Genomic DNA, 13,768 nt, shown 5'->3' with positions numbered 1-13,768 from the left:
GGCTCAGCGTCCCGGGACATCGCCCCAAATGAGTTTATGGAGTTGAATCTGGAGCCGCACCGGGAGCTTGTCGGCCAGTATCCAGTCAGCCAGATCGCGCAGGGGCATTTCTCCCTGGGCCGGGGAGAATAGCACTTCACAGATCTGATTCAGATTTTCGCGCTGCACTACCTCTTTGGCCCAGTCATAATCCCGGCGGCTGCAGATGACCAGTTTGATCTGGTCCCGGGCATTCAGGTGGGGCAGATTTTCCCAGAGATTGCGCCCAGACTCGCCGGAGTCGGGTGTTTTCAGGTCGAGGACTTTGACGACCCGGGAGTCAACGGCTGCGACAGGCAAGGCGCCGCTGGTTTCCAGAAACACCTCGTAGCCGTCATCACAGAGTCGGGTCAGCAGGGGCAATACCTCTGTCTGAGCGAGGGGTTCGCCACCGGTCACCACCACCAGAGCATTGCCGCCCGCCTGGACGCTTGCCATGATGGCATCCAGGGTCTGCCATTCGCCGCCATGAAAAGCATACGCCGTATCACAATAGTGGCAGCGCAGCGGGCAACCGGTCAGACGCACGAAAGTCGCAGGACGTCCGACACTGCGGGTTTCCCCTTGCAGACTGTGAAATATTTCGGTGATGCGGAGGCGCCCGTCCATCTTTACTGTGACGGCAGTGCCTGCAATTGGGCCTCAGCTTTTTGTGCAGTTGGCGTGCTGGGATATTGCCGGAGGATCTTGTTCAGGACCACAACGGCCTGCTTCTTTTTGCCGATGGCCTGATAAATTTCAGCCATACGCAACATGGCTTCGGGCGCCTTGCTGCTCTGGCTGAAGCGGGTCGGCACCACATACAGACTTTTCAGCGCCGCGTCATTCTGGCCGAGCACATACTGGGCTTGTCCCAGCCAGTAATAGGCATCGGGAACAAGGCTGCTCTGAGGGTATTTCTGGATGAAGCCCTGCAGGCCGGTAACGGCATCCCCGTATTTTCCCTGCCGCAGGAAATTGAAGGCATGCTGATAGTCGGCTTGTCCCAGACTCTGGATGGTAGATGATGATGCATTACTGGCCGCGCTGGCCACTGCCGCTGCCGGGCTGCTGGGCACAGAACCGGGGGTAAGCAGACTGCTGAATGTCGAGCTGGTGCTAGCGGTGACTCCAGTAGCCGGGGTGGCTACCGCCAGCTGGGCGGCCAGGGCCTGCACCTTGCTGGCCGTGGCCTGTTGTGCCGTTTGCAGGTCGTGGGTTTTGGTATCCAGCTCACCCCGCAGATTGCGGACTTCCTGTTCCAGGCGCTGGGTACGTTGCAGCAGGCTGGCCAGGGCGCTTTGACTGCCCTTGTCCGCCTGCTGAACGGCCACGAGGCTGCTCAACTCGCCCTGCATGACCGCCATTTGCTGCTGAAGCTGGAGCACCCGGTCGCTCGTGGATTCTGCCTGGGCAAAGGGACTCAGACACAATAACGGCAGAACAGGCAGTAATTGCCAGCGTTTCATCAACATTTTCTCCTTGGCTGTTTAGCCGTTGTAGCCACCACTATACACAAAATCAACGCGGCGGTTTTTTGCCCAGCACTCGGCATCGTTGCTGGTGCAGAGGGGATTGTCCTTGCCGAAGCTGACGGTGCTGATACGCGCGGCATTGACACCCTGGGCTTCCAGGAACTGTTTGACCGTTTCGGCGCGACGTTCGCCCAGGGCGAGATTGTATTCCTGGGTACCCCGGTCATCGGTATTGCCTTCCAGGCGCACCTTGACATGGGGATGATTGACCATGAACTGGGCATTCTGGGTGGCAATCTGCTGGGCATGGGCATCCATACTTTCACTGTTGAAGCCGAAATGCACCCGCAATTGCTGGGGCAGCGCTGCCAGTTCAGCAGCGGTCAGTCCACTGTTGCCGCCGCCGATGGGGCCATTGGCATTGAGGTCCTGGCCGTTGACGCCTTCGCCATTGTATCCCGCCGTGGCGGCAGAATTCACCGGGGCTACCGCTCCGACGGTGCTGGGCTTGCCACTACCGACGTTATGGGCGCAGCCAGTAAGGGCGAGGGCACTAGTCATTGCTACGGCCATCCAGATTTGATAACGCATGTTTTCGAGCTCCTGTTAAATTTGCAGCGATTGTATCTTGTAGTTAAAGAGTATTTCAATGTTATTTGCGGCATCGGGCGAACTTCTTTATCCTTGACAGGGAAAGTTGCCCTGCTAAGGTAACGAACTCCTGTTTTTTTGTGTCGTTCCAGGGTGATTATCCCGCCATGATGCCGCAGATTCGAATTGGTACCCGCGCCAGCCCCCTCGCAGTCTGGCAGGCCGAGCATGTCCGTGATGCCCTCTATGCGGCGCATCCGGGTATTCAGGTAGAAATTATCCGGATGACCACCAGTGGAGATATCCTCCTCGATGCGCCTCTCCATTCGCTGGGAGGCAAGGGGCTTTTCGTCAAGGAAATTGAGGAAGCCTTGCTCTCAGAACACGTGGACGTGGCGGTGCATTCCATGAAAGACGTGCCCGCACTACAGCCCGAAGGTCTGGAGATTGCCGCCATCATGGCCCGGGAAGATGTCCGCGATGCTTTTGTCAGCAATAGCGTCGTACATCCTGAGCAACTCAAGCCGGGTGCTCGGGTGGGAAGCTCCAGCTTGCGGCGGCGTGCACAATTACTGCAAGTCTACCCCCATTTGCAGGTGGATGACCTGCGCGGCAACGTCGCCACCCGGCTGCGCAAGCTCGACGAGGGCCAATATGAGGGCATCATTCTCGCCGTGGCGGGCCTGAAACGTTTGCAGCTGGGGGAACGGATCAGTATGGCGCTGCCGGTGGAGCAGTCCTTGCCGGCGGTGGGGCAAGGCGCTGTGGGTATTGAAATTCGCTCGGAAGATACGCAAACCCGGGCACTATTACAGGCGCTCATAGACCCCGCGACCCAGCAGTGTGTGTTGGCGGAGCGCAGCATGAACCGCATACTGGGCGGAGATTGTCGTTTACCGGTGGCGGCACTGGCTGAATGGCAGGGGCAGGCCATGCATCTGCGCGGCCTGGTAGCCAGTCCTGACGGCGCGCATCTGCTGCGTGCAGAAGCCAGCGGCATTGATCCGATGGCTTTGGGGCAAGTGGTGGCTGAGCAGCTTCTGGCCCAGGGGGCCGCTGCAATTATCAAGGAAATTCAATCATAATGAGTAGCGCATTACTGCAGAATAAAGGCGTAGTCGTCACCCGGCCCAGGGAGCAGGCCGGAGATCTGGTAGGTGCCCTGAAAGCCGTCGGTGCGCGTCCGATTCTATTTCCGGCAGTGCAAATTGAAGCACCGGAAAACTGGCAATCATTGGACGACGCCCTGCATCGGCTGGAGACCTTCGACTGGGTGATTTTTACCAGCCGTAATGCCGTGGCTTTTGCTTTGAGCCGACTGCAAAGCCAGAATTTGCCCTGGCCCCAAGGCCCGCGTGTGGCGGCAGTAGGGCGGGAAACGGCTAAAGCCTTGCGCGAATTTGGTCTGCAGGTGGATCTGGTCCCTAAAAAGTTCAGTTCAGAAGGTTTGCTGGATAGTGCCGAGCTGAGCGACATGCAGCAGCGCCATGTGGCGCTTTTTGTCGGTGACCAGGGCCGGGAATTGCTGGAAAAGGTACTGGGGGAGCGCGGTGCTCAGGTTGATAAAGTGCTGTGCTATCGGCGCACTTTGCCCGGCGCCAATCCTACCCCGCTTTTACATGCCTGGGCGCGGGGTGAACTGGACGCGGTGATTCTCACCAGTCCCGAGATTTTCAAGAATTTCTACCAGATGGTGGGCGGTCTTGGGCAACGCTGGTTAAAAAACACTCCACTGATAGCCATCAGTCCGCTCACCGCAGAAGCCATTACTGCAGTGGGTTTGCCGGAACCCTGGGTGGCTCCCGAGGCCAGCACTGAAGGACTCATGACGGCCCTGGAAAGCTGGGCCAAAAGCCGGAGTAACACCGATGAATAGAAGTCCACTGTCCTTGCGGCATTCGCCCCGGCGGTTGCGCCGACATCCGGCCATGCGCGGGATGCTCCAGGAAAATCAGTTGATCCCTGCGGATTTCATTTTGCCGATTTTTCTGGTGGAAGGTGAGGGTATCCGCAACGAGATTGGGTCCATGCCCGGCGTTTTCCGCCATAGTGTGGATTCGGCTCTAAAACTATGCGGGGAAGCCGTAGCCAGAGGGGTTTCCGGGGTGCTGCTTTTCGGGGTCATTGCCGAGACTTGCAAGGATGCCTGCGGTTCGGCTTCCTGGGATAAGGACGGGCTGGTGCAAAAAGCCATCCGCGCCATTCGCGCGGCCTATCCGGATTTGCTGGTCATTGCTGATGCCTGTTTTTGCGAATACACCGATCATGGGCATTGTGGCATCCTCAGCGCGGACGGTGACCGGGATGATAACGCGACTCTGGAAAATCTCCAGCGTCAGGCCCTTTCCTATGCCGAAGCCGGGGTCCATGTAGTGGCTCCTTCCGGCATGGTGGATGGCATGGTCAGCGCCATTCGCGAGGCACTGGATGCGGGCTGTCATGGGGAAGTCAGTATTTTGTCCTATGCCGTCAAATACGCCAGCGCCTTTTACGGTCCGTTCCGGGACGCCGCTGACAGTGCCCCCCAGTTCGGGGATCGTCGTGCCTATCAGATGGACCCGGCCAACCGCCGTGAGGCGTTTCGCGAGCTGGATCTGGATATTGCCGAAGGGTGTGACATGGTGATGGTCAAACCGGCCATGCCCTACCTGGATCTGGTCCGGGATTTGCGTGAACGCTGCGATCTGCCGGTGCTGACCTATCAGGTTTCGGGAGAATACAGCATGCTGCAGGCTGCGGCGCGGGCTGGATGGCTGGATTTGCAGCGCAGTGTGCTGGAGTCGCTGCTGGGTATGAAACGGGCCGGGGCTGATGCCATCATTACTTACTATGCCCTGGATGCGGCGGAATGGTTGGGGTAAAAGCGTCAAAGGCCTCTCATCAAGCCCGTGCTGTGGGTCAGGTTGCCGCCGATAACTTTATTCTGGATATCTTGTTTCGGCTGCGCTGGTATAGTGCTGTAATTATTACGGCAGTCCGCCGGATATTCCGCCTGCGCGCGCAAGACATGGACCAGCTCTTTCCCTGGCTGCTGTTTTCCTTGTTTATCAACGTTCTGATCTGGTTGTATTTATTGCTGGGGCTGGCGGGCCCTTTGGCCAAAAAAAATCCCGTCAACTCGTTGGTGGAAATTTCCCTGACCCCCACTTTTCATCGGCCGCAGATCAGCGCCCCGGTGAACCCCCGCCTGACCCATCCCCAGGCCGAGGTGACCGCCGCCACACGGAAAGCGGCGCCGGCGGTTTCTTCCGCAGAGCGACAGGCCGCCTATAACATTTATCTGAAAAACTGGGAGGGGCGCATCATGGCCCTGGCACAGAAAAAACTGTTTGCAGCGGGGCATGGTCCCTTGCCTCAGGGGCGCGTAGTGGTGGCCGTGACCATTGCCCCGGATGGACATCTGCTGGAAATAGCCATGTTGCAAGGTGCGCGCAATCTAGCGCTGGTGGATGCAGTGGAAACCCTCATTCGCGCTGCCGCACCTTTCCCGCCCTTGCCGGCCTTGTGGCAATCTCCTCCGACTTCTCTGCGCATCGTTCGTACCTGGAGTTTTGAGTAAATTCAGCTTTTGGCGGGCAGATTTTCCAGTTCTTCGAGGCTTTTCATGCGGGATTCCACGCCATAAGCCAGGGTGACGAGCAAGCCGAGCAGGGCGAAGACCGACATGCAGACCAACACCAGAGGAATCCCCCAGCTTTTCTCCACAATCGGGAAGAGTATGGCGGACAGAAAAGCCCCCAGGCGGGACAGAGCGGTGGCCAAGCCCGCAGCACTGGCGCGCAATTCGGTGGGAAATATTTCCACGGCCAGGGCAAATACGGTCACGCCGGGACCAATCCCCATCCCAAAAGCATAGAGGGCTGCGGCTAGATATACCCCGATGACCCAGTGCTGCCAGGAACAGAGGGCAAATACCGCCAAGCCCAGAGACATGAGGCCAAAACCGGCGCTTTGCAGTGGAATTCGCCCCCAGCGGTCCAGTCGGGAAACAATGAAGAGAATCCCCAAGGCGGAAACGATGAGCACCGCCGCGTTGATGGCAGCGGCTGCCGCATTACTGCTGGCCAGACCATTATCGCGCAGCACGGTGGGGAAATAGAGGCCGATGCCCAGGCCAACGACATCTAGGCAGAACCAGGGAAAAATGCTGAGAAAAAGGCGACGCAACCAGGCTTTGTGGAGCAAAATCCGCCAGGATTGGGGTGGAACCCGGAACTGCTCTAGTTGCGCATGAATCTGTGTTGCTGAGAGGGTCGGTTGGAGTTGCGCCAGGGCTTCCTCGGCCCGTGAATGCTGGCCTTTGCGGACCAGCCAACGCGGAGATTCGGGCAAGCCCCGGCGTAACCAAAGCAGGGCCAGGGCCGGTACGATGGCGCTGCCGAGCATCCAGCGCCAGGAGTCCGGACCGGTAAGGAGCAGGCTCCAACCCACTATGGTGGACAGCAGGGCGCCCAGGTACCAGGCGAGATTGACCCGGGCAAAGCGGTTACCACGTTGGGCGGGCTGGTTGTATTCCGCAACAATGGTGGCGACCAGAGGATAATCCAGACCAATGGCCAGGCCGGTGATAAAACGCCCGGCAAACAGGGCTGCGGTATCCGGACTCAAGGCGCTGATCAGGGCTCCCAGCACATAGAGAAAAATGTTGGGGAAGAGCAGCTTACGGCGACCCCAGCGATCCGTCAGAAACCCACCGAATAAACCGCCAATGAGAGAGCCCAAAAGGGCCATGGCCATGAGTACACCGGTTTCCGTTGCCTGCAGGTGCCAGGCACTGCTCAAAGGCAAGAGCACGACCGCCATGATGCTGAGATCATAACCGTCCAGCAGCATGCCCAGCATGGCTGCTCCTAGCGCGTGACCGCGTTGCTCAGCCATCGGCTACCGGCGCCGGATGGGCATGGTTCTGAGGAAAGGCTGTGCTTCAGCGGACATGATGGGGATCTGATCGGCGTACCGCACCCAGATGCCGGGCATGAAAAGCCAGATGATCGCTGACGAAGCTGCTGATAAAAAAGTAGCTGTGGTCGTAGAGATCGTGCCAACGCAAAGTCAGCCGGGGATCGTTGAGAGCCTCCAGATATCCGGTTTTCAGTTCGACTTCCAGAAAGGGATCTGCATGCCCCTGATCGATGAGGATAGGTGGATGGCTTTGTCCCGCTTTTTCCTGCAGAAGTGCCAGGCTGTCATAAGCCTGCCATTGCCCGGTGTCCGCCCCGAGATAGCGGCTGAAGGCTTTTTGTCCCCAGGGGGTCTGGCTGGGTGCGGAAACGGGGGCGAAGGCCGAAATGGATTGATATTGTCCGGATTTTCTGAGGCCGCAGACCAAAGCACCATGCCCCCCCATGGAATGTCCGCAGATACCCTGGGCTGTGCCCTGCACTGGAAAATGCCGGGCAATCAGCGCCGGGAGTTCGTCAGTCACATAGGAAAACATCCGGTAATGGGCATCCCATGGGGCTGCGGTGGCGTCCAGATAAAAACCTGCACCAGTGCCGAAATCCCAATCGTCCTCTTCTCCCGCAATCCCGGTATTGCGGGGGCTGGTGTCCGGAGCCACCAGGATAAGCCCGAGTTCGGCAGCATAGCGCTGGGCTCCGGCCTTGATCATGAAGGTTTCTTCGTTGCAGGTCAGGCCTGCAAGAAAAGTGAGCACCGGCAGGGTTTCGTCAGCACCATGCGCCGGGATGAAAATGGAAAAACGCATAGGACCCCGACATTGCCGGGAATGATGTTGGTAACGCTCCATGCGTCCGGCAAAACAGGCATGGGATTCCAGCAGTTCCAGTTCCTGACTTGGCATGGTATTCCTCAGAAGGTGAGTACGGTGCGAATGGATTTTCCCTCATGCATCAGATCAAAAGCCGTATTGATGGATTCCAGCGGCAGGGTATGGGTGATCATTTCATCAATCTGGATTTTGCCTTCCATATACCAGTCGACAATTTTGGGTACGTCGGTGCGTCCCTTGGCGCCACCAAAAGCCGAGCCGCGCCAGTTGCGGCCGGTGACCAGCTGAAAGGGACGGGTGCTGATTTCCTGTCCGGAGCCCGCGACCCCGATGATCACACTGGTCCCCCAGCCTTTGTGGCAGCATTCCAGAGCCTGGCGCATCAGGGTGGTATTTCCGACGCACTCAAAGCTATAGTCAGCGCCGCCCTTGGTCAGGCTGACCAGATAGGGAACCAGGTCCCCTTCGACCTCTTGGGGATTGACGAAATGGGTCATCCCGAAGGCTTCCGCCAGGGTTTTTTTGGAGGGATTGATGTCCACACCGATAATCATGTCAGCACCGGCTAGGCGGGCACCCTGCACGACGTTCAGCCCAATGCCTCCGAGGCCAAACACCACCACCTTGTCACCGGGCCGTACTTTGGCGGTATAAATCACCGCGCCGATACCTGTGGTAACGCCGCAGCCGATGTAACAGACCTTGTCAAAGGGTGCGTCTTCGCGGATTTTGGCCAGAGCAATTTCCGGAAGCACGGTATATTGGGCGAAGGTGCTGGTACCCATGTAGTGATAGAGGGGCTTCCCCTGACTGGAAAAACGACTGGTCCCATCGGGCATCAGGCCTTTCCCCTGGGTTTCACGAATAGCCTGACACAAATTGGTTTTGCCACTCAGACAATATTCACACTCCCGACACTCGGGGGTATAGAGCGGAATGACATGATCTCCCGGTTTCAGGGATCGTACCCCCTCTCCTACCTCAACCACTACGCCCGCGCCTTCATGGCCGAGAATGGTGGGGAACAGGCCTTCAGGATCCATGCCGGACAGTGTGTAAGCATCCGTATGGCAAACTCCGGTCGCCTTGATTTCTACCAGCACTTCTCCGGGACGTGGTCCGTCCAGTTGCACGGTTTCGATGACCAGGGGTTGATTGGCGCCATAGGCGACGGCAGCACGAACATCCATAGATTGCTCCTGAGTAAGGGGATGGGAAAAGCTTAACGATTATTGATCCAAAGAGGAAAGGGTAATGCCGGATTCTTCCCGAACACGCTCGGCATGGGCATATAGGGTCATCCGATCATCGCGGGTGTAGCCAATCAGAGTGATGCCGTGGCTTTGGGCAAGCTGGATCGCCATGCTGCTGACCCCGGAGATGGCGGCGATTACTGGAATACCAAAACCCAGGGCTTTGAGCACGATTTCAAAGCTCAACCGTGAGGAAATACCCAGGACCTGTACCTGACCCGGCCGCAACCCTTGTTGAATGGCGGCGCCAATACTTTTATCCACCGCGTTGTGGCGACCGATGTCTTCGCGAACCAGTGCTCCCTGATGGCTTTCGAGAATGGCGGCATGAGCAGTCCCGGTACTACGGTTGAGGCGCTGCTGTTCGCGCATCTGGCGCATGATCCGGTGAATGGCTTGAGGGGTGGTGGCATAATGGTTTTCCAGAGGCGCAACGGGAATCAGTCCGTCAAAAACGGGCGTGCCACACAAGCCGCAGGCGCTTCCCCCGATAATCTGACGACCCTTGTGACGGGCGCGCTCGGCAGCTTCTGCTGAAAGTTGCAGGTAGATGGCTGAAGTTTCAGTGTTCTGCACGACCAATTCCCAGGCGCTGATATCCTGCAGATGCTGAATGATGCCTTCGCTCCACAAAAAGCCATGAAAAAAATCTTCCAGATGTTCTGGCGTCACCATCATCACCGCATAGGGCTGCCCATTGATAACGATGGATACCGCCCGTTCTTCGAGAATGGCTTCTTCATGGGCGACGGGGGAGGCCTTGCCAGCAAGCAATGTGGCCGGCGACCAGCCGATGCCACTGTTTAATTGGCCATGGATGCGCATAAATCCTTCCCTTTTGCGGTGAGCATGATCATGGCTCGGCCCCTTTGTTCATTTTGGGTCAGATAGCCCAGTCCTCCCCAGGCTTCATTTTCACCTAGCAGTAATAGGAGCCTTTCCAGTTGGCTGCGCCGTAGTTGCATCTGTTTCCCGATTTTTGCCAAAGAAACCGCCTGCTCCTGACAGAGGATCTGCAGGAGCATGACAACCAGATCCTCGATGGCGGCAGCTTCGGATGGCGGGCTATTGGTCATGGGCCTCGGCCACCTGGAAGGTGACAGGAATGGACTTGGAAGTCGGAGTATTGGCCCGGTCTGCATGGCTGGACAGAGGTACCAGTACGTTCAGCTCAGGGTAGTAGCCCGCCACACAGGAACGGGGAATGTCATAAGGCAGTATCCGAAAATTGCGGGCCATGCGCTCACCGTCGGTCCAGTGAGATGTAATATCTACCGTACTGTTTTCCACAAAACCCAGTTCAGCCATGTCGTCCGGGTGCATGAAACAGATGTTTCGAGCTCCGGATACCCCGCGATAGCGATCTTCGTAGCCATAGATGGTGGTGTTGTACTGATCGTGGCTGCGAATCGTCATGAGATTAAAAACCCGGTCGCTGCTTTGGGGAACAAAACGATCCTCAGTAATGCTTTTGAGCGGCTGCGCAATGAACTGGGCCTTGCCGGAAGGCGTCGTCCAGCGCCGTGAGCGCGGGGGAAGATCCAGGTGAAAGCCTCGGGGGTGATGTACCCGGGCATTGAAATCCTCAAAGCCGGCGACAACCCGGGAAATCCTTTCGCGAATCCGGTCATAATCCTGCACCAGTTCACGCCAGGGCGTTTTGCTGTCGGGCAGCGTCGCTGCTGCCAGTTCGGCAATGATGGCACATTCGGATTTCAGATGGGGCGAAGCCGGAGCACGCATGCCTTCAGATATGTGCACCATGCTCATGGAGTCTTCGACGGTGATGCCTTGGGGCTTGCCATTCTGGATATCTATTTCTGTGCGCCCCAGACAGGGAAGAATCAGCGCGTTTTTTCCGTGCACGATATGGGAGCGGTTGAGCTTGGTGGTGACGTGTACGGTTAGCTCGCATTGGCTCAGGGCGGTATGCACACGCTGGGTATCTGGAGTGGCATTGGCAAAATTGCCACCCATACCGAAAAACACCTTCGCCTCCCCCTTTTCCAGGGCGGCGATGCTGCCAATCACGTCGTACCCCGGTTCGCGGGGCGGTTCAAAATCGAATTCTGTGGCCAGGCGATCCAGAAAATCAGTGGCCGGACGTTCCCAGATGCCCATGGTGCGATCCCCCTGCACATTACTATGCCCGCGAATCGGGCAGGCTCCTGCTCCCTCCTTGCCGATATTACCCTTCAACAGCAACACATTGACCAGCATCTGGATGGTGGCAACAGCATGTTTATGCTGGGTGATGCCCATACCCCAGGTAATGATACTGGCTTTGCCAGAATCATAGATTTGGCCGATTTCCATGAACTCGGCATGACTCAGACCGCTTTCGGTCTCAATATCCGCCCAGGGAGTTTCCAGGGCGATGCTTTGGAGCTGGGCGAAGCCTTGGGTATGGGTGTCAATGAAGTCCTGATCCAGTGTTCCCTGTTCCAGCAAATAACGAACGATACCGAGAGCAATGGCATAGTCGCCACCAATGCGCGGTTGATAGTAATGGGTGGCGATTTCTGTCCCATGGTTGGTGAGCATTTCGCCAGGATCCTGTGGATTAACAAAACGCTGCAACCCGCGCTCACGGAGAGGATTGAATACCAGAATACGACAACCCCGCTTGGCCGCATCGCGGAGAGTTCCCAGCATCCGGGGATGATTGGTCCCTGGGTTATGACCAAAAAGGAGCAAGGTGTCGGCATGGTCGAAATCTTCCAGGGTAACGGTGCCCTTGCCAATACCAATGGACTCCGGCATGCCGAGACTGGTAGGTTCGTGGCACATATTAGAGCAATCGGGCATGTTGTTGGTGCCAAATTCCCGGGCAAATAGCTGATAGAGAAAAGCGGCTTCGTTGGAGGTTCTGCCCGAGGTATAAAAAATGGCCTGGTCGGGAGAATCCAGTTTTTGCAACTGACTGGCAATGAGAGCAAACGCATTTTCCCAAGAGACCGGTTCATAATGATCACTGGCGGTGTTGTACAGCATGGGTTCCGTCAGGCGCCCAAATTCTTCCAGATCATAGTCACTTTGCTGAGCTAGCCAGGCTACGGAATGCTGCGCAAAAAAATCGGCAGTCACCTTTTTGCTGGTGGCTTCAGCGGCAACCGCTTTCACGCCGTTTTCGCAAAATTCAAAGGTGGAATGGGCATCGGGATCGGGCCAGGCGCAGCCCGGGCAATCAAAGCCCTCGGCCTGATTGGATTTAAGCAGCAAAGCAGTCCCTTCAGTCAGTATTCTCTGCTGGCGCAGGCTCTGCATGGAAGCGCGCAGGGCACCCCAACCCCCCGCCGGTTGGTGATAAGGATGAAATTTCAGTTCGGCCATTTTTCTCTCCTTGCAACAGTAACCCCGGCGAGGGGCTGATTTCAGACTAGCAGCAGCATCGTGCAGGCTCAAGGTGAAGCACGCTGGTAATGCGATGAATCTCCATCAGGATGACAGCCCTGCGTCCTGAGCCGCCAGTATGCCAATAGCTGACCAGTCGCGAGGGGTGCCGCCCTCAGCGGCAAGGCGAATGAAGCGATCGTGCAGCAGACTTGCCAGAGGCAGGGGGACGTTCAACTCTTCTGCAGCCGCCTGCACCAAACGCATATCCTTTTGCCCCAGAGGCGCGGCAAAGCCGGGCGGCGTGAATTTCCGGTCGGCGATCAGTCCCCCATAATTTTTATAGAGAGGCACATTGAAGAGGCTGGAGGTCAGCAGTTCCAGATAGGCATGACGATCCACGCCGCCTTTTTCCACCAGTGCCATAGCTTCACCCAGAGATTCAATGACAGCGGCAATCAGAAAGTTACCACTGAGTTTGACCAGATTGGCTTTTTCTGGCGCCTCGGCCACCACGAAACTGTGTTGGCCTATGTGCGTAAAAAGCGGCTGAAGACGCTCAATGGTTGTTGGTTTGCCGGCTACTGCCAAATAGAGTTTGCCCGCCGCTGCTGCATCGGGTCTGCCGAAAACCGGTGCTGCCACATATTCCTGTCCGGCACGGGTATGGGCCTCGGCCAGTTGCGCTGAAAGGGCGACACTGATGGTGCTGCAGGAAACATGCACGGCACCGGGCCGCATCTGTGCCAGCAAGCCGTCTTCTTCCATCACCAGCGCATTCACAGCGCGATCATCGGCAAGCATGGTGAAGATCACGTCGGCATCGGCAAAATCGCCTAGAGACTGGGCAGCCTTTGCTCCCAGGTCAATCAGGTCCTGCATTTTTTCCGGGGAACGGTTGAATACGGTGAGAGGCTGGCCGGAAGCCTGCAGCCGGGCCGCCATACCTGAACCCATCTGCCCTAATCCTATGAAGCCAATTTTCATGAACTACTCCTTGTCAGGGAACATTACATACCGGACGGTTGGTTCTAACCTTAGTCAGAAATCGGTTTTCCGTCAAGAAAGCCGGATTTGCTGCAAAATTGTCGTAGAAATACCTTGCATGTATAAAGAATAGTCCCTATGCTCAGCACTGGACACGTGGTCCGAATTTACGCAATAGGAAGTGCATCAAATGGCAACAGGTACAGTAAAGTGGTTCAACGATAGTAAAGGTTTCGGTTTCATCACTCCTGAAGACGGTAAGGAAGATGTATTCGTCCATCATTCCGCCATTCAGGGCAGCGGCTTCAAGACCCTGGCAGAAGGCGCACGTGTATCGTTCAACAGTGTTCGCGGCCCCAAAGGCATGCAGGCTGAGGACG

The 13,768-nt window shown here is 57.0% G+C and carries 15 protein-coding genes; 5 read left to right on the top strand and 10 right to left on the bottom strand.

All coding sequences use genetic code 11. The features are described from left to right. Positions 1–3 precede the first annotated feature (3 nt). Genes queE through pal form a run of 3 tightly spaced genes read right to left on the bottom strand, consistent with a single transcriptional unit; the run spans position 4 to position 2,084 of the window. The gene (queE, locus tag AC2VLR_RS10995) at positions 4–648 is read right to left on the bottom strand and encodes a 7-carboxy-7-deazaguanine synthase QueE (RefSeq protein WP_215842465.1); all 645 of its coding nucleotides are present in this window, start codon (positions 646–648) and stop codon (positions 4–6) included. A 2-nt stretch (positions 649–650) separates the two neighbouring features. Next, positions 651–1,487: a tol-pal system protein YbgF gene (gene ybgF / locus AC2VLR_RS10990; protein WP_215842466.1), complete on the bottom strand. Its 837-nt coding sequence runs from the start codon at positions 1,485–1,487 to the stop codon at positions 651–653. Between the two features lie 21 nt (positions 1,488–1,508). Then, positions 1,509–2,084, bottom strand: a complete 576-nt coding sequence (gene pal, locus AC2VLR_RS10985; RefSeq protein ID WP_215842467.1) for a peptidoglycan-associated lipoprotein Pal — start codon at positions 2,082–2,084, stop codon at positions 1,509–1,511. Between the two features lie 167 nt (positions 2,085–2,251). Here pal and hemC point away from each other — a divergent pair, with 167 nt between their 5' ends. The 4 genes from hemC to AC2VLR_RS10965 are packed head-to-tail and all read left to right on the top strand — an operon-like array spanning position 2,252 to position 5,643. Then, positions 2,252–3,169, top strand: coding sequence for a hydroxymethylbilane synthase (hemC, locus tag AC2VLR_RS10980; protein WP_486882153.1), 918 nt, complete (start codon positions 2,252–2,254; stop codon positions 3,167–3,169). Beyond that, the gene (locus AC2VLR_RS10975) at positions 3,169–3,960 is read left to right on the top strand and encodes a uroporphyrinogen-III synthase (RefSeq protein ID WP_486882152.1); all 792 of its coding nucleotides are present in this window, start codon (positions 3,169–3,171) and stop codon (positions 3,958–3,960) included. Before hemC ends, AC2VLR_RS10975 begins: the two co-directional genes overlap by 1 nt. Next, entirely contained in the window at positions 3,953–4,945 is a 993-nt protein-coding gene (hemB, locus tag AC2VLR_RS10970; protein WP_486882151.1) for a porphobilinogen synthase, read from the top strand. The genes AC2VLR_RS10975 and hemB overlap by 8 nt, the downstream gene beginning before the upstream one ends. Further along, entirely contained in the window at positions 4,933–5,643 is a 711-nt protein-coding gene (locus AC2VLR_RS10965) for an energy transducer TonB (RefSeq protein WP_486882150.1), read from the top strand. Before hemB ends, AC2VLR_RS10965 begins: the two co-directional genes overlap by 13 nt. Before the next feature lie 2 nt (positions 5,644–5,645). On the opposite strand, the gene AC2VLR_RS10960 is transcribed toward AC2VLR_RS10965, so the two are convergent. From AC2VLR_RS10960 to AC2VLR_RS10930, 7 genes are all read right to left on the bottom strand, one after another. Continuing rightward, positions 5,646–6,926 (bottom strand): MFS transporter, encoded by a 1,281-nt coding sequence (locus AC2VLR_RS10960; protein ID WP_486882149.1) that lies wholly within the window; start codon positions 6,924–6,926, stop codon positions 5,646–5,648. An 82-nt stretch (positions 6,927–7,008) separates the two neighbouring features. After that, positions 7,009–7,887: an S-formylglutathione hydrolase gene (fghA, locus tag AC2VLR_RS10955; RefSeq protein ID WP_486882148.1), complete on the bottom strand. Its 879-nt coding sequence runs from the start codon at positions 7,885–7,887 to the stop codon at positions 7,009–7,011. A gap of 8 nt (positions 7,888–7,895) precedes the next feature. Then, positions 7,896–9,005 (bottom strand): S-(hydroxymethyl)glutathione dehydrogenase/class III alcohol dehydrogenase, encoded by a 1,110-nt coding sequence (locus AC2VLR_RS10950; RefSeq protein WP_486882147.1) that lies wholly within the window; start codon positions 9,003–9,005, stop codon positions 7,896–7,898. Between the two features lie 39 nt (positions 9,006–9,044). Then, a complete protein-coding gene (fdhD, locus tag AC2VLR_RS10945) occupies positions 9,045–9,893 on the bottom strand; it encodes a formate dehydrogenase accessory sulfurtransferase FdhD (RefSeq protein WP_486882146.1) in 849 nt (282 codons plus the stop codon). After that, complete coding sequence (locus AC2VLR_RS10940) at positions 9,872–10,144, bottom strand: hypothetical protein (protein WP_486882145.1); 273 nt, start codon at positions 10,142–10,144, stop codon at positions 9,872–9,874. The genes fdhD and AC2VLR_RS10940 overlap by 22 nt, the downstream gene beginning before the upstream one ends. Further along, positions 10,134–12,401, bottom strand: a complete 2,268-nt coding sequence (locus AC2VLR_RS10935; protein WP_486882144.1) for an FdhF/YdeP family oxidoreductase — start codon at positions 12,399–12,401, stop codon at positions 10,134–10,136. The genes AC2VLR_RS10940 and AC2VLR_RS10935 overlap by 11 nt, the downstream gene beginning before the upstream one ends. A 105-nt stretch (positions 12,402–12,506) precedes the next feature. After that, a complete protein-coding gene (locus AC2VLR_RS10930; RefSeq protein WP_486882143.1) occupies positions 12,507–13,388 on the bottom strand; it encodes an NAD(P)-dependent oxidoreductase in 882 nt (293 codons plus the stop codon). Between the two features lie 190 nt (positions 13,389–13,578). Here AC2VLR_RS10930 and AC2VLR_RS10925 point away from each other — a divergent pair. Continuing rightward, positions 13,579–13,768: cold-shock protein (locus tag AC2VLR_RS10925; protein WP_486882142.1), on the top strand; the 190-nt coding region annotated here is incomplete at its 3' end.

It is taken from the genome of Acidithiobacillus sp. TH-A117, from assembly GCF_057473465.1.
The sequence above is the reverse complement of the archived record's forward strand: the minus strand, read 5'-3'. Positions and strand labels throughout refer to the sequence as shown.